The sequence below is a fragment of the Secundilactobacillus yichangensis genome (genome assembly GCF_016861565.1).
Lineage (GTDB): Bacteria > Bacillota > Bacilli > Lactobacillales > Lactobacillaceae > Secundilactobacillus > Secundilactobacillus yichangensis.
In genome coordinates this window covers 22,533-39,448 of record NZ_BOLK01000016.1, presented here as the reverse complement: position 1 = coordinate 39,448, position 16,916 = coordinate 22,533, and the positions used below count along the sequence as shown (strand labels likewise).

Here is a 16,916-nt window from a genome sequence, read left to right as displayed (position 1 = left end):
CACCAGCATAACTAAATTTTACATTAGCATGTCCTAAAAAAGTTAGCAAGAGGATAGGCTTATTTAAGTGTGTCTTATATTTAACAATTTATCATTCATTAAGCAGTGAAACGCCTTGGGTCACTTGACTTTTGGTAGAAAAAAAGCCGGCCGCTAAGCGGTCAGCTTGGATAATTGCTATGTGCATTCACCAACAGTGAATAGATGTAACTGGTGATATGTACGCTTGATTTATCATCTATTATATTAACATGTGGGAATGTCCTAACACAACATCATTTTAATTTGATAACGGCTTATACTGAGTGTGAAAATGGACTCCACGCTCAATAAAAGAACCCTGAAAGACTAATTGATTAGTTTTTTCAGGGTTCTTTTTCTTTGGATCAACTTCGTGCGTCATGAATGGTTAACGCTAATTTAGCACGGTTTACATCGGTCTTATCAAGCGTGTTGAAGCCGTTTTTACTAGTTTTAACTTTATGATAATTATAGATGTTGGGCGTCGTACTGTTAGCAGCCATGGCATCATTAGCATTCGCGGAATGTTGCAGTCCTAATGAATGACCCATTTCGTGGGCAATAATATTTGCGTATTCAAAAGTTCGGGCCTTAACGTCAATCTTTTGACTAACAATGGTTTGTTTCTGTGTACTGATTTGTTTTTCGGCCTGATTGATCTGCTTTGCTCGATAAATATTGTAATCGTGAGCAAAATTGGGCCTGTTCGCGATTCTGTGACCGTATGCGATTACCCGTTGGTTAGCTTTTGTAACAGCGCTGGCCGTACTTTGATGGGTCATATTATTACGAATTGTGGGGAGCTGTTGACTATAATCGGCCTGCTCAAGCGAAATCTGATGCGAAGTTGGTTTCCACCAGGCATCGGCTGCGGTATTTCTGCCCGTCATATTAACGGTTAATGTGTGGTGCGTTTTGGTCCCCTTGACGAAAACTTTACGTCCTAGCTTTGAATTCCAGTATGACATCGCCAGATTGGCACTTTTCTTCACCTGAGTATTCTTGCTGGCAACGTAGACCTTAGTTGTTTCATTGGTAGTCAGTGCAGTCTGAGAAGCATAGTTTAAGCCGTAGCGACTAGCCAACAGTTTAGCGTTTGCCTTGTAGTAGGCTGGTCTCTGACGTAAAAGTGCGGTACTTGGTGTCAAAGTTGCAGCGTGCCCCGTAGTTTCAGTAGCTGATAGCGGTAACGCGACAGCCGCCATTAAAGTAATGGCCACAGTAAAAAAACTTCCTTGTTTCATGCTGATTCCCCCTCTAAAAGAATCCCTATTACTTGTATCACATAGCATTGTATCGGATAGTTTACTGTTGCTCAACGAATATGCGCTTTTTTCGAAAGGTGTGTGACCTTTCCGTGAACTTAGCTTAAATGCCGGTTATATCCTGTAAAATAGAGGTAAACGGAGGTATTGACCTATGACCAAAATACTATTGATCAATGCAGGGAGTTCTTCTCTAAAGTGGCAGCTGGTAAACATGCCGGCTGAACACGTGATTGCTTCGGGCCAAGTAGAGCGGCTTAATTTGCCGGGAACCATCGTTAAAGTTAAAGTTGGTGACAAGAAAACCAGAGAAGTGGTCGAAACACTGGACGAGATCACGGCAATTGACCGCGTGTTGAAGCGGCTGATTACGGTTGGCGGGGTCCAAACGCTAGATGAAGTTGAGGCGGTAGGTCACCGGGTAGTTGCCGGTGGAACGCTTTTCAAAGGGCCGGTAAAATTAATACCAAGTCGAATTAATCAATTAAAAGGTTTAAGTGAACTAGCTCCGCTGCACAATCCATTGGAGGTTAAGTGTATCGAATTGCTGGCCCAAAGATTATCGGGTGTACCGCAATATGCAGTTTTTGACAGTGCTTACTTTCATGGGTTACCAGAAAAAACGGCAATTTACGGCATCCCGTATGAATGGACTAAAAAGTATCAGATCCGGCGCTACGGTGAACATGGTATTTCACACCAATACTTGGCGAATCGAGCTGCTGAAATGCTGAAACGGCCATTGGATGAGCTAAATCTGATTACCATGCATTTAGGCAGCGGTGCGTCCATTACAGCAGTAAAAGACGGCCAGCCCTTTGATACTTCCATGGGGTTAACGCCGGTGACCGGCGTCATGATGGGAACGCGAAGCGGTGACGTTGATCCCACCCTAGTACCTTATTTAATGAAACGCTTGGGACTAGAAACTCCTGAGGTTGTGCTTCAAGAGTTAAACGCCTCCTCGGGCCTGCTTGGTGTGTCAGGGGTGTCTTCTGACATGCGTGATTTACACACGGCGGCTAAGAGTGATCAACGCGCTAAGTTGGCGCTGGAAATGTTTGTCACTCAAATCGTTAAGTTAGTCGGCGGCTACTATACTGAAATAGGTGGTGCGGATGCTCTGGTGTTTGCTGGCGGCATTGGTGAAAAGGATCCGGCCATCCGTCAATCGATTATCGATGGGTTGAGTATTTTAGGCATCAAGATTGATTCAGCGCTAAATCAAGCTGGGCATACTGGACCGTTAGAAACGGAAGATAGCCGTTCCAAAGTGCTGCTTATTCCTACAAATGAAGAATTGGCAATGGCAAGGGGCGTGCAGCAGCTGCTGGATGAAGAAAATTAAGGTGAAAAGAGCTTGCAACCAGGTTGATTGGTTGCAAGCTCTTTGAGTTTCATCGTTGTTTAATCCAGGCTTGTGCTGCCATTAATTCCGTCTGGGTGAGACGGTGCGATTGATGGTTCTTGAAGACTTTAACTGTAGCATTTGCAGCGGTTAACTGCTGCGTTAGCTGGTTAAAATTATCCTCAGAAACAATCGTGTCCAGATCGCCGTAAGTTTCAAACGCCTGGTACCCAGTCAAATTGAATGATTGCGTGGGCGGCGTGATCATCATTGGATGAAGCAAAACAGCCGTTTTAAAGCTTGTTAATTTATTTAACCAGGCATAGGCAGCAATATTAGCACCGTTGGAGAACCCGAGGACGATTAGGCGGTTAGCATCGAGCTGATGACGAGCGGTTTCTGTTTGAATCGCGTTCAGCAGCCAATCAGTTTCTTGATTTAAATTTTTCAAATCAAATGAACCATCTTTGTGACGAATGAAATAGCGGTTGCTGCCGTTTTCTTTTACCCGACCACGGATTCCTAATTTAGGATGCTCTGGAAATAAAAAGGTAGCAATGGGCAATAAATCACTTTCGTCACCACCCGTACCATGCAGCATGAGTACCGGTGCTAAGTTAGTTTTGCCCGGGAAAAATGCGGAATGAATTTCGTCACTCATGCGACCCCTCCTCAGAATTAAATGGTACTAAATTGGCTTCTATTGAAGTCCGTTGGGCTTCTAAAAATGGTGGTAATTCAAGGTGAATGCCAGCTTCCTCGTAACTTTCATCAACTAGGAATCCAGGACCATCCGTGGCAATTTCAAATAGTACACCTGGGGCAGCTCGAAAGTATTCCGACTGGAAGTAGAAGCGTTCCACGAATCCGGAATCATGTAAACCGGCTTTTTGAATTCGCTGAATCCAGTTATTTAAACTTTCGGTATCCGGTGTTCTAAACGCCATATGGTGGACTGATCCGTAACCTTGAATGCTGTCTGGAAGAATCAGGCTGCCCTCAACGATAACTTGCGCACCGTGGCCGCCTTCGTGAAGTTCGTAGAGAGTTTGCGCACCGTGCTGATTGATTTTAGTGAACCCCATTGTACCGGTCAGCATTTCGCCAATTTTTTCTGGCTGCGAAACGGTAATGACTGTTGGCCCCAATCCGCCGATTGCCACGTCAATGGGGACCGGACTATGGCGATAAGGTGTACCGCTTGGTAAACCGGCGTTATGTTCATCAGAAACCAGTTGATAACGTTGCTGATCAAAATCGTAGAAGGGGAGTACTTTAGCACCAAACGATTCTTGAACGGCGTCAGTTTGGATGTTGTATTGATTAAACCGGTCTAACCAATAATCCAGTGCTGCATCGTTTGGCACCCGAAAACCGATTCGCGAAATACTATTTTTTCCATAATGACCTTGAGCAATTCCCGGAAAGTCGAAAAAGGTAATATCTGTTCCAGCAGTTCCCATATCATCAGTGAAATAGAGATGGTAAGTGGCAACATCATCTTGATTAACGGTTTTTTTGATTAAATGCAAACCCAGCGCTTCAGTCATGAAGTGGAACATTTTGGGTGCGCTTGAGGTGATTGCTGTGACGTGGTGCAACCCAATTAAATCAGTCTTTTCCATGTTGATGCCTCCAATGCAAAGCAAATATTGAACGTATTATGACAGATAATTAGGTTGGGGACAATGATGTTGGCTTGGGAGATGGATAGTGATTGGTAATCGGGCTTCAACAAGCAGAGAGCTGCATGTAAGTCAGAAATGACATAAATCCAAGTTCGGGATTTTTGTCATTCCCGTCTTACACTCCGCTCTCTAAGCGCTTGCTTTCGCACCTTAGCCTAATCAGGTTCCAACAAGCAGAGACTTGCACCTAAGCCACTTACAACATAAATCCAAACCCGGGATTTTTGTTGCAAGTAACTTAGGCTCTAGTCTCTAAGCGCTTGTTTCCACACCTTGGTTTTAATCGGGCTTCAGCAAGCAGAGAGCTGCATGTAAGGGACAGCCAACTAAAATCCAAGCCCAGGATTTTTGTCGCCTGTCCCTTACACTTCGCTCTCTAAGCGCTTGCTTTCGCACCTTGTCACACAACAGTAAATGAACTGTAATTCACATGTTTTCACTCTGTTTCATTCATGCGTTACACTAGATATAATTAATAATTTAGATTAAGGGGAATTACATGAAAACTAATCAGTTACTGAAAAGAATTTTTGCCGGGTCATTAGCCCTTGTTAGTGCACTTACCGTTGGGACCACTGCCTTTGCTGCTAAAACTAAGATTGCTGATGTTTCACAGTACCAAGGAGACATTAGCTGGTCAAAGGCATCCAAGGATCTGCGGTTTGCCATCATTCGGGTAAAGCATGGTAATCCCGGCGATTCCGATTATCGAATTGACACAAAGCGCAATGTGAATGCCGATGGTGCACATAAGTATGGTACACCATTCGGTCAATACGATTACACCGAATTCAACAGTACTGCTGATGCTGTGAACGACGCGCGTCAGTTCTACGCTTTGTCCAACAAGAATGCCAGATTCTATGCTTTAGATAATGAACACCGTGTTTCCGGTGCTAAGGGACACGAACAGACTTACGTTAATGCTTGGTACAACACTATGCGGACGTTAACCAAGAAGCCGTTAGTTTACTATTCATACCAAAACTTCGTTCATGTTCACGGTATCAATTATTCTAAGTTTAACGGATCATGGATTGCTAACTACGGTGGCAAGCCTAATGTTTCAACCGACCTTTGGCAATACACTAGCTCTGGTTCCCTTTCAGGAGTAGGTGGTCGAGTTGATTTAAGCCGAACAGTGGATAATTCAACGGTTACTAAATGGTATACTAATACGCCAAAGGACACGTACTTCACCAGTATTTCAAATGGTCAAAAATTGCGTGTTACTCGGAATATCAACAAGTACAAGACAGCTAATCTAACGGGTAAAACTGGTAGTTTGAAATACAACTCCAGCGTGACTGCTAAATCAATTGCCCGTTCAACTAGTGGTACTTACCGGATTCAGTTAACTGACGGTAGTTATATCACTGCTAATCAGAGTTATGTGCAGGCGCAATAAAAGTAATTTTGTTAGAAGTCTTCATTTCTTTTGGGGTGGAGACTTTTTTGTTGCTTAATTGGGCCCCAGTCTCTAAACGTCTCCTTCCGCACCTTGGCTTGTTTCCCATACATTAAAATGCTATGATAAAACTAACATCTATTCTGAGAGGACAGTCATTATGCCAATCATCCAAGTTACTCAATTGAATAGTCGATTTTACTTTTGGTTTTTCCAGTACTGATCTGTGGAGAGCCGAAAGCATTTTGTGATTAATGCTAAACGACCACGCAGATCAAGTTCTGACTGTGTGGGGGATAAATCTTCAAGACCCGTACAGTTAGTGGCTGTGCGGGTCTTTTATATTATAAGGAGTGTGTGATATGAGTCGATTGTCAGAAAGTATGAAACACGAGTTAAAACAGATTCAGCCATCATCAATTTTAAAATTTAACCAGGAAATTTCTCAAATTCCGGATATGGTTAAGCTAACCATTGGTGAACCCGACTTTAATACGCCAGATCACGTGAAGCAAGCTGCCATCCGCAGCATTGAAAACAACGAAAGTCATTACACGAATTCCCGTGGGACTGAAGGCCTTCGTAAGGCTGCTTCGAAATTCTTAAATGATAAATATAACGTTAACTATGATCCTGCATCACAAATTTTAGTTACAACGGGTGCAACGGAAGGTATTTTCTCGTCGTTAACGGCAATGTTAAATCCCGGCGATACGGTCATCATTCCAACCCCAATTTTTCCGCTATATATTCCAATTGTCGCGTTAAATGGCGCCAAGCCGATTTTCCTTGATACTTCTGATAATGGCTTTATCCTTTCACCAGAAAAGCTGCAAGCAACCATCGAAGCTAATAAAGACACTGTAAAAGCCGTTGTTTTAAACTTCCCGTCAAACCCGACCGGAGTTACTTACAACCGGGAAGAACTGCAGGCACTGGCTGACGTCTTGAAGAAGTATGACATCTTTGTTTTGAGTGACGAAATTTATTCAGAACTGACGTATGGCGAGCATCATGTTTCCATGGGTGAACTGTTGCCGGAACAGACTGTTTTGTTAAATGGTGTGTCCAAGTCTCACGCCATGACTGGTTGGCGAATTGGCCTGGTATGCGGGCCGGTTGATGTGATTACAGAGATTGGGAAGGTGCATCAGTTTGCCATTACCTCCGCAACTGCCAATGCTCAGGCGGCAGCCGAAGAAGCCTTTAAGAATGGCCCGGATGATGGTGTTGCTATGCGAAAGATTTACCAGCAACGCCGCGACTTATTGCTGGCAGGCTTGAAAAAAGCTGGTTTTGAATGTGCTAACCCTAAAGGGGCATTCTACCTGTTTGCAAAGATCCCAGCTAACTTAAATCAGGACAGTGTTGCATTCTGCTACGAACTGGCCAAAGAAGCTAAAGTGGCGGTTATTCCGGGTGCTTCGTTTGGCCCCGGCGGTGAAGGTTACGTTCGCATCAGTTACGCTGCCAGCACCGATGATTTAAAGAAGGCGGTTGAGCGGATTCAAAAGTTTGTTGACCAGCACTAATACGAAATGATTGAGGAAGAGGGAAAATGCAGTGAAGTTTTTGTTGTATCACGCACGTGAAGATGAATTAGTTGCCGTTAAGGATTGGATGAAGGCTCATCCTGATGTTCAGGTGGATACTAACAATGTTCCGCTGACTGAAGAAACGGTTGAACTCGCCAAGGGGTATGACGGGATTGTCATTCAGCAGCACATTCCGGTAGATTCACCCAAAATTTATCAACGGTTGCACGAATTTGGGATTAAGCAGCTGACCTTGCGGATCACTGGTTATGAAATCGTGGATCTTAAGCAAGCTGCTAAAAATCACCTGGTAGTGACTAACGTACCAGCTTATTCACCACGTTCAGTGAGCGAACTCGTTTTAGCCCACGTGATGAAACTGGTTCGTCACTTAGGCATTACCCAAGCGCGTGAAGCCCATCACGATTTTACTTGGGATGGCCTAGAAGCTAACGAAATTCATAACCTGACGATTGGGATTATTGGCGCTGGTAAAATTGGCAGTGCCGTTGCCCGGATATTTAAAGCGTTAGGCTCAACGGTGATTGCTGCTGATCCGATTCACCGGCCAGAGTTAGGCGATACATTAACATATACGGATCACGAAACGGTATATAAGACAGCTGATATCGTTACCATGCACACGCCATTAACCGATGAAACTCACCACATGATCGATCAACACGTGTTCAAGATGATGAAACCAACCGCTTTCTTCATCAACGCTTCACGCGGTCCAGTTGTTGTTGCCGATGATTTGGTGGCTGCATTGGAGAACGGTGAAATTGCCGGTGCCGGTATCGATACTATTGAAGGCGACAGTCAAATCTTTAGTCAGAATTGGTCCAACAAGAAATTAGATAATCCGCCACTGGAGAAATTACTCACCATGCCAAATGTCAGCGTTAGTCCTCACGTTGGCTTCTATACGGATGCTGCGGTGGCTAACATGGTTGAAATTGCTTTGGATGACGTATTGACCATCGTTCAGGGTGGCACTAGCCGTCATCAAGTGACTGAATAACGAAGTGAATTTGAAATCGCACTGCCAGTGTTGGAAGTGCGATTTTTTTAGTGGAATAGTGTAAACTATTTATTAAAAGAGTAAGGGACGGTGTTTTCAATGGATCTGCCACAAGCGTTTTATTTTAAAGCGGGTGAACCGGCTGTAGTGCTGCTGCATACGTTTTCTGGTACGCCAAATGATGTCCGGATAATGGGACGCGGTCTGCAGAAACGGGGGTACACAGTGCTAGGACCAATGTTTACGGGTCATGGTACTGCTGATCCCCAGCAGATTTTTAAGGTTGGCAGTCCAGATCGCTGGTGGCAGGATACAGAGGAAGCCGTTCAGCAGCTGATTGCTGATGGTCACCATCAGATTGCTGTTTTTGGTGAATCTTTAGGTGGCCTTTTTGCGATGAAAGCTTTGGCAGAAATTAATGAAGTGATTGCTGGCGGCACCATTGATACGCCACTTTTCCCAGTGGATAAAAGTAAAGTGGAATCGCGGTTCTTGGAAGAGTGTCAGAGCTGGTACCAAAAACAGAAGCTTTCCGCTGATGAAATTACTGAAAAAATGCGGTATTTGACTCAGCATATTGATGGTATGCTGGCGATGATTGGCGATTATACGGGACCCGTGCATGCTGAAATTAATGGTTTAACAAAACCAGTGTTTATTGCACAAGCGGATGCGGATGAATTGATTGCTCGCGATATTGGACCGCGGTTAGCTGACTATTTAACGCCTACTGCACAGGTAACACTGCGACACTACTCTGGTGCACCTCACGTGATGACTTACAGTCCACAGGGGCGTCAATTAACGGCGGATATTGGTGAGTTTCTTGAGGGTGTCATGCCGGTTGAAACGGTTTGAAAATTCTGAAATTCGCGATCTAAACAGTATTAAATGACATGTAAATATGACTAGTGTTAAAAGTCGGCTGATTTGATCAGTCGACTTTTTAGTTGAACGGCAAACGAGTTCCGTCACAGCAAGTTTCACCATTTTTTTAATTTTTTTGCAAAAAACTGGGAAGCAAAAATGACTTAGAAACGTTGATTTTAAGCGCTTGCAGCGTAGTATTAATAGTATAAGATATCACTCAGCAGAAGGGGGTCGAGCATCATGAGGAAGCGACATTTGATAACGAAACAAACTTACTTTTTGGGGACTTTAGCAGTTGCAGTGATTTACGGGATTAATCAGTTTCCTAAACTAGCATACGCTGCCAGCAATCAATTTTTAGGGAAAGCAACTCGTCAGAACTTAACGGAAGCTGTCTTTATTGGTCTCGGATTGGTGATTTGCTTACTGGCATTGTTTGGTCTGGATTGTTTCCGTGCTCGACATCCTCGTGCAAAAAAGGAATCATCTGAATCGGCCATTGATGTAACGGAATCTACGCCAACACAACAGTAATGGGGGATACAAATGAAAAGAATTGATTTAACGGATCAGCGTTTTGGCCGCTTAACCGTAACTGGTTTTGCGGGGTCAGGAAAAAACGGTAATGCTTTGTGGAGATGCCGGTGCGACTGCGGTAAGGAAGTGATTGCTGACGGCTATCTGTTACGTAAGGGGAATACCAAGAGCTGTGGCTGTCTTCGCCGCGAACGTGGTCGCAAGGTCATGCAGAGCGATGCCCGGCTGATTGCTAATCGTGGGGATGTTAGCAATCTGCAGCAAGTTGATGGTACCAGTGTTGTTTCGATCATGAAGAAACGTCGAACTAACAAATCCGGCGTTGCTGGTGTTTCTTACGATAAACGATCAAAGCGCTGGGTGGCTCGGTTAATGATTCGTGGTGAGTATGTATTAAACCACAGTTTTTCAACTTTTAACGACGCAGTAGCAGCCCGTGAACAAGCGATTCAAGATCATTTGAGTCAGGTTTTGGTTAACCGTGTAAAGGTTGGCCAATAAGAGATTAGATCAATTGCAAATTAAAAAGATTATCAGCTGACGTGTTTGGCTGGTAATCTTTTTTGGTTCATTATTAATAATTGGTCACCACAAAATGATTCATTTCTGTTTAATTTTCAGAAATGAATCATTTTATGGTTATGCTCTTGTTCCAAGGTTGATTTTACCAGAGAGACTAATGAAGTAAGCAGCTAATCCAGAAACTGGCGTGCCACCGCTACCGTTATCGGCCGCACTTTGTTGAAGTGATTGACCATTATTTGCGATTGCATTATGGTTTGCCTGGCTGTTTTGTTCAGTATCCTTTGAAGTTGCTTGGGTTGCATTCTTATTTTGTGTAATCTGCTGCTTTTGCTGTGCGTTATTCTGATTAGGTTGACTGTTGCTATTGCTGTCAGAACTTTGCTTGCTATTAGTACTGCTGCTATTAGCCGTATTTGTAGTTTGACTAGCAGCTTGTGAAGCATTACCAAGTTGAGTAACGATTGGCATTGTGTTGTGTTGGAACGGATTTGCTTGGTGCTGAGGATGACTTACTTTAATGATTGTTACTGAGTTAGTAGCTCCTAAAAATGTGTTGCCTTTCACACCGCTGCTTAGAATAGCAAAACCATTTTTTCGTAGTTCAGACAGTTTAGTTTGAATCTGTGTCCGAACATTAGTACCAGGTTGACCGCTGACAGTTAGTTGGGTAACGGGCATTCCCGTTTCGTTAACTACGTTGACAGTAGCGGTTGGTTCTGCTACTGGCGTATTTGCTGCTGAAAGTGGCATCGAAGGCGTAACGGTTGTCACGGATGTACTATTTTCATTAACAGGCGTATTGCTATCAGTAGGTTTATTGTTGATACTACTACCACTACCACCGTTAGTGTGTGCATGACCGGAACCAGATTGGTTATTATTGCCAGCAGGTTTAGTTTGACCATGACCTGAATCAGGTTTGCCCGTTTCGTAACCACCAAGCTTGACAGCAGGTAATTTGTCCCGTTGGAGGTAAACGCTGAAACCGTACTTACCAGTTAAGCCAATGGGGGTCGTTTCAGAAGTGACCACCCAGTTACTAGTATCCAAAGTACTGGTTTGACCTGGTTCTTGCTCGTAATAATAGTTGACGTTGATTGAATTTGCATCTTCAAGCGACTTAACCGTCTGCCCGATAGTGCCAGTGGTGTTGTCACTGGCATGATCAAACTTATATCCAGCAAATTGAATCAAGTTATCATCAGTCGAGTAGGACTGACCATCAGTGGCAAAGTTAGTTGGAATGGAATAAGTCCAAAGAATCTTGCTAGGATCATTAACGTCAACGTAGTGAACCACAATTGTTGAAAGCGGCATGTAGACTAAATTGGCAGTCTGAGTGCCCTTTTCAAAATTGTCCGGAATATCGGTGTTAACATCACCAACGTAAGAGTAGCCGACAATATGGGTGATTAAAGCAGACTTGTCCTTAACTGCGGTACCAACGTAACCTTGATATTCACCAGTAAATTTATCACCGGCAATTGGCGTGTTAGTCAAACCGTTTAAGGCGTTAACTTCCAGATGCCCCATCTTTTCGTTATCCGCGTCAGGCACACTGCTGCCCTTATCCGGATTATGATTTGATGTACTACTGGTTGAACTGGATGACGAGCTATCAGTATTCGACTTAGCAGGACCAGATGAATCTATCCTAGATGAATCTGTGCTGGATGAACTCGTATTTGTTGCACTAGTAGTGCTGGTGCTAGCTGAAGAAGTTGATGATGCTGAACTGCTGTTTACGTCTGTGGAAGTGGACGTAGTTGAAGTTGAAGTAGATGATAGTGTGACAGTGCTCGTATGTGTCGCAAAAGAACCCGCCACATTACCTGAACCCGATCCGTTAGAAGGGGTACTTGTGACCGTGGTTGTTTGTGTATGCGATGCCTGTGCGTTCATCTGCTGTAGCTGAAAACCGGTTAAAACAGTTGCTGAAAAGAGGCATGCTGCTAACCATTTGTTTTTTGCTGCTTTGCTTAGTCTCATCAACGCCACTTCCTTTCTATTTTGTGTCTTGGTTGGGAAATAAATCTGGTAGTTTGTTCCGCTTAGTGTCTAGAATCAGATCCGCGAGGTTAGACCAGTCAACTGGCGTGGGCGGGTCTTGCCAAATCACTTGCTTCTGACTGACCTTCTTTGAATGGAAATCAGAGATGTAAATATCGGTGTCGTTCGTCAGATGCGAATCAATAATGATGTGCGCGTGATTAAAGGCGCTAAGTGATTGAATAACGTAATTTGTATATAAGTTGCCTTGGGAGAAGTCCACGCAGATGTGAACTTGATCTCGCATCAGTTCAGGTGGAATGGCGTTGATCAGTGCAAACATGTAACTGAAATATAAATTGACAGCCATTTTCTGTGTCAAATGCAGGTCTTCACGGCGCTGCAATTTGGTGATGTTGTGCGATACAGCCATATCGAATGCCGGATAGAGTTCCGCAAAAAATTGGACTTGATCAGGATCGATAAAGGTCGTGGGCTCAATGTAAAACGTCGTGAACTGAAAATGAATGCTCAGCAAGCTATTCTCCAGCTGACTGTCGTCGACGAGGTCAGTGGTCAGTAAAACGTTAGTGCTTTTCATTTCCGCCAAAAACTGCTTGGTTAATTCATCAACAGCCGGAATGTTAGCGGCTAATTCACGCATTTTGTCAAACCCTAAGTAACCTTGAGCAATCAAAAAGCTGTACAAATAATTGAACTCATCATCTGTCAGTAACAATTGATCTGCCAATAGTTTTTGGAGCTGCTGCATCATTGCCTGGCTGGATTTCGTTGGGGTGATCTTAAGCTGCTGATCGTCACCAATCAAGTTGGAATCCAACATCCGCAGCAGCCAGACGCGTAAGAAAGTTGATAACTTTGTTTCTTGCGTGGGATTCAAATCATCCGGTAAACCAGCCTGGACCGCTGCAATCATATCCTTAATCAAAGGATTCAACGGCTCAAACGGTTCTGACACACCGTTATACAAGGTGTAGTAGAGCTGAAATAGGTGCAGCCGTACGGTAAATTCCTCACCAGCGTAAAGGCTGCTGGCTTGAAAGAAACCGTGCTTTTTCAAGATAGCTTCCAGCGAATCCAACGAGCGATAAAAAACGGAGCTGCTCATATAGTTCGCACTGACGTATTCTTTCTTGGAGTACAAGTTATTATAGAAGAACTGGTATTCCAACGCTGTAAAAAGCGGTGCTCGGTTCAAATAAACCAAGGTAATCTTTTGCAGAACGTAAGAATTCAGTCCAAAAGCTTGCCACATCCCCTTATTGGGTTCGTCTAAGTAACAGGGCGTATCTTCTGAAACGAATGCTAAATCAGCGTTTATCGCTTCAAAATACTTATTCAGTTGGTAGTTTGTCAACGATAGCGACTGAGCTAACTCCTCTTTGTTCAAAGTTTGATCAGCCTGTTGGGTGAAACGCGATAAAATATCGAAACAAATGTAATCATTTTTCGACAGTAAAAACGTATAATCCATGGCAGCCATTCCAATCATTTTTGCTCGATTATTATTCCACCCTAAATTATACCTTATTATAGTATATTTGCGACCATTAATCAGTTTTTCAGCATAATTGGTTTCACCACTTTTTTTAAAAAATTTAAAAAAAGTGGGAGACGGGAAGTATTGAATTTACGGGGTTTTCAAGCCATAATTGTACCTGTATTAAAGGTGCTCTTGCTTAACGTTTTACACGGCTAACTACCTGGAAATTAGCTAGGGAAATTTAATACAAGGGTAATCATTACGTGATATCCATATTAAAAAAAGATGGACAAACGGTTTCGGGAGTATTTTTCAACAGCGAAAACCAGTATTGGAGAGAATATTGATTTGACGACAACTGCTGAGCCGTTAGTTTGTTTCAATAATGTGAAGATCTGTAATGAAGTTGTATTTGTCGGAGCGTGGGGGCGTTGCGATAAATTGCAACATTAGATAAAAGTGTTTGATGATGACGAATCATTTAAACACTAGCGATAATGATTTTCCATATGGCACGTCCGACTTCTCGTTTGGATGTGTAAAATATAGAGTTATCGCAAAACTTAAGACTTTACTTCGCGTTCCCCAACAAGGGTAAGGTTTTTTATAAAATAACAGGTGGTCAACGTGTAGGGACGTTAACCACCTGTTTTTGATTGCATCAAGAGAGTGTGTAGTAAGGCGTTAAGAGACCAGTGTATAAGCGAGTCCCCTCATAAGCCCTGAACTTTGGGGCTTGTGAGGGGACTCGCTTATATGCAGGCCTCTGCCGCACGCAACACGATTAGGCTATATTGAAGCACTGAACTAAAGTACAATTATTGCAAATTTCAGCTAATAAGTTAATTGAAATACTTATCAATATAGACTCAAGCCAAGCCTTTTTCAGTACTATTTTCTGATTAATCTAACGCGGTAGACAGCCTCAATGGCACTTAGTTGGTCAATAATTGCAGCGTCCTGTTTTTGCAAGTGGTTGACATCGATGATGGTGTACGCCACCTTATCTTTGGCGGCGTTGCTCATGTTTTCAATGTTAATGTTGGCGTTGGCAAGAATCGTTGCAATTTGGCCGACCATATTCGGAATGTTTTGGTGCATGACGGTGATCCGGTAAGGTGTTGCAAACGGAATTTGTAGATTTGGCAGGTTAACGCTATTTTGGATGTTGCCAGTTTCCAAGAAGTTCATGATCGTTTCCGCGCCCTGGACTGCGCCGTTAGTTTCTGCTTCGCCGGTAGAGCCGCCGATGTGCGGCGTAACAACCACGTCTTTACGGTTGAGAATCTCGTCACTGCCGAAATCGGTAAAGTAACCCTTAGCGTGACCATTATCCAGTGCCTTCAGCATCTCCATGTTATTCACGATTCCACCGCGGGCAAAGTTGAAGACCGTGACACCGTCTTTCATGGCAGCTAATTCTTTAGCACCAATCATGCCGGTAGTTTCTCCGTTCTTTGGCACGTGGATGGTAACGTAGTCGGCGTTTTTAAGGGCCGTATGCAGTGTCTTTGCCCGGTGGATATCAGTTGAAATCCGCCATGCTGCATCTGATGACAGGTAGGGATCGTAGGCGATAACCTTCATCCCTAATTGACTGGCAGCGTTAGCAACTAACGAGCCAACGTGGCCGACCCCAATCACTGCCAAGGTTTTCCCAAGCAGTTCCTGTCCGCTGAACTTGGTTTTATCATGTTCAGTCCGTTTGGAAATATCGGCACCGCTATTTTGCGCGGCGTAGTCGGCAGCGGCAAATAGATTTCGTGAAGCCGCAACCAGCATAGCAATCATCAGCTCTTTGACCGCGTTGGCATTACTGCCGGGAGTAGTGAAAACTGCCGTTCCATTAGTCGTCGCCTTATCAATGGGAACGTTATTGAACCCGGCACCAGCTCGAACGATCACTTTTAGATTTTTAGGTAATTCTTGTTCGTGAAGATTGACCGAACGAATCAGGTAAGCATCGGCATCATCAGTTTGATTGATTTGGTACTGGTCGGTAAACCGATCCAGACCAGCTTTAGCAATTGCGTTGTACGTTTTAATCTGATACATAAAAACAAACATCTCCTATAGGTTTTTTTCAAAGCGATAGAGTTCATTAACGAGTGCTTGGACGCCTTCAAACGGCATGGCGTTATAGAGACTGGCACGCAGGCCGCCGACACTGCGGTGACCCTTTAAATTCAGTAAGCCGTGAGCAGTAAGATCATCAATGGCTGCCTGATCGATTTTCGGATCTGCCGTCATGAACGGGACGTTGGTCAGTGACCGATCTTCATGTTTAACCGGGTTACTGAATAGTTTAGATTGATCTAAAAAGTCGTATAACAGACTAGCTTTTTTCTTGTTTCGGGCTTCCATTGCTTCAATCCCGCCGATTTTCTTCAGCCATTTCAGCGTTAGGCCAGTGGCGTAGATGTTGAAAACGGGCGGGGTGTTGGGCATGGAGTTCTTTTTTGCGAAGAGCTGATAATTAAAGACGCTTGGAATATGAGGTACTTCTTTGATCAATGACTTCTTAACGATAACGAGGGTCACCCCTGCCGGCCCCAGGTTCTTTTGGACACCGGCAAAGATTAAATCGAAGTCGCTGACGTTATAGTGCTGTGCCATGATGTTGGATGACATATCAGCTACCAATGGGGTACCGTTAGTTTGCGGCAAATCATGATAAGCGGTGCCTTCAATCGTATTGTTCGTGCAAATGTGTAAGTAATCGTAGGTATCTGTTGGTAATGTTGAAGTGCGGGCTGGCAGCCGATCGTAGTGCGTACCCTTGGTGGAAGCTAATGTATCTACTTGATAGCCCAGATTAGCGGCTTCTTCGCCGGCTTTAGCAGCCCAGTGGCCACTGTCCAGTAAGGCAATTCGGTGGTGCTTGGTGGCTAAATTCATGGGAATAGCGGCAAATTGACCGGTGCCGCCGCCCTGAAAGAAGAGTACTTGGTAATCGTCAGGAATACTCATCAGATCACGAAGATCCTGTTGCGCGGTGTTGATGATATCGTCAAACAATGCGGAGCGGTGAGAGATTTCCATAATACTCATTTCCGTGCCTCGCAGGGACGGAAGTTCGTCTTGAATTTGTTTGATGACTTGGTCTGGTAACGTTGCTGGACCAGCGGCAAAATTATAAACTGTCATGAGATTTTCCTCCAAATAGAATTAGAAATTAAAAACCCTCACAGCGATGACTGTG

At 43.9% G+C, this 16,916-nt stretch carries 14 protein-coding genes; 7 read left to right on the top strand and 7 right to left on the bottom strand.

Annotated elements, in window-relative coordinates; all coding sequences use genetic code 11:
- Positions 1-386: 386 nt before the first annotated feature.
- Positions 387-1,265, bottom strand: coding sequence for a matrixin family metalloprotease (locus JUE95_RS10960; RefSeq protein ID WP_203651548.1), 879 nt, complete (start codon positions 1,263-1,265; stop codon positions 387-389).
- A gap of 175 nt (positions 1,266-1,440) precedes the next feature.
- Here JUE95_RS10960 and JUE95_RS10955 point away from each other — a divergent pair, with 175 nt between their 5' ends.
- Positions 1,441-2,634: an acetate/propionate family kinase gene (locus JUE95_RS10955; RefSeq protein ID WP_203651546.1), complete on the top strand. Its 1,194-nt coding sequence runs from the start codon at positions 1,441-1,443 to the stop codon at positions 2,632-2,634.
- Between the two features lie 49 nt (positions 2,635-2,683).
- Here the strand turns inward: JUE95_RS10955 and JUE95_RS10950 are convergent, their stop codons facing one another.
- Entirely contained in the window at positions 2,684-3,295 is a 612-nt protein-coding gene (locus JUE95_RS10950) for an alpha/beta hydrolase (RefSeq protein WP_203651544.1), read from the bottom strand.
- Positions 3,288-4,259 (bottom strand): ring-cleaving dioxygenase, encoded by a 972-nt coding sequence (locus tag JUE95_RS10945; RefSeq protein WP_203651542.1) that lies wholly within the window; start codon positions 4,257-4,259, stop codon positions 3,288-3,290. Before JUE95_RS10945 ends, JUE95_RS10950 begins: the two co-directional genes overlap by 8 nt.
- A gap of 562 nt (positions 4,260-4,821) precedes the next feature.
- On the opposite strand from JUE95_RS10945, the gene JUE95_RS10940 reads away from it, so the two are divergent.
- The 6 genes from JUE95_RS10940 to JUE95_RS10915 all read left to right on the top strand — a co-directional run bounded on the left by JUE95_RS10940 (position 4,822) and on the right by JUE95_RS10915 (position 10,197).
- Positions 4,822-5,730, top strand: a complete 909-nt coding sequence (locus JUE95_RS10940) for a GH25 family lysozyme (protein ID WP_203651540.1) — start codon at positions 4,822-4,824, stop codon at positions 5,728-5,730.
- A gap of 362 nt (positions 5,731-6,092) precedes the next feature.
- Positions 6,093-7,262, top strand: a complete 1,170-nt coding sequence (locus tag JUE95_RS10935; RefSeq protein ID WP_203651538.1) for an aminotransferase class I/II-fold pyridoxal phosphate-dependent enzyme — start codon at positions 6,093-6,095, stop codon at positions 7,260-7,262.
- A 31-nt stretch (positions 7,263-7,293) separates the two neighbouring features.
- Positions 7,294-8,289, top strand: coding sequence for a D-2-hydroxyacid dehydrogenase (locus tag JUE95_RS10930; RefSeq protein ID WP_203651536.1), 996 nt, complete (start codon positions 7,294-7,296; stop codon positions 8,287-8,289).
- 99 nt (positions 8,290-8,388) lie between these two features.
- Positions 8,389-9,147 carry an alpha/beta hydrolase gene (locus JUE95_RS10925; protein WP_203651535.1) on the top strand — a complete coding sequence of 253 codons (759 nt, stop codon included), beginning with the start codon at positions 8,389-8,391 and terminating at the stop codon, positions 9,145-9,147.
- A 252-nt stretch (positions 9,148-9,399) separates the two neighbouring features.
- Positions 9,400-9,693 carry a hypothetical protein gene (locus tag JUE95_RS10920; protein WP_203651533.1) on the top strand — a complete coding sequence of 98 codons (294 nt, stop codon included), beginning with the start codon at positions 9,400-9,402 and terminating at the stop codon, positions 9,691-9,693.
- A 12-nt stretch (positions 9,694-9,705) separates the two neighbouring features.
- On the top strand, positions 9,706-10,197 hold the full coding sequence (locus tag JUE95_RS10915) for an alcohol dehydrogenase (RefSeq protein ID WP_203651532.1): 492 nt from the start codon (positions 9,706-9,708) through the stop codon (positions 10,195-10,197).
- Between the two features lie 138 nt (positions 10,198-10,335).
- On the opposite strand, the gene JUE95_RS10910 is transcribed toward JUE95_RS10915, so the two are convergent.
- The 4 genes from JUE95_RS10910 to serC all read right to left on the bottom strand — a co-directional run bounded on the left by JUE95_RS10910 (position 10,336) and on the right by serC (position 16,861).
- Complete coding sequence (locus JUE95_RS10910) at positions 10,336-12,210, bottom strand: hypothetical protein (protein WP_203651531.1); 1,875 nt, start codon at positions 12,208-12,210, stop codon at positions 10,336-10,338.
- Between the two features lie 16 nt (positions 12,211-12,226).
- The gene (locus tag JUE95_RS10905) at positions 12,227-13,705 is read right to left on the bottom strand and encodes a BglG family transcription antiterminator (RefSeq protein WP_203651529.1); all 1,479 of its coding nucleotides are present in this window, start codon (positions 13,703-13,705) and stop codon (positions 12,227-12,229) included.
- A gap of 900 nt (positions 13,706-14,605) precedes the next feature.
- Entirely contained in the window at positions 14,606-15,769 is a 1,164-nt protein-coding gene (locus JUE95_RS10900; protein ID WP_203651527.1) for a phosphoglycerate dehydrogenase, read from the bottom strand.
- Positions 15,770-15,784: 15 nt separating this feature from the next.
- A complete protein-coding gene (serC, locus tag JUE95_RS10895) occupies positions 15,785-16,861 on the bottom strand; it encodes a 3-phosphoserine/phosphohydroxythreonine transaminase (protein WP_203651525.1) in 1,077 nt (358 codons plus the stop codon).
- Positions 16,862-16,916 lie beyond the last annotated feature (55 nt).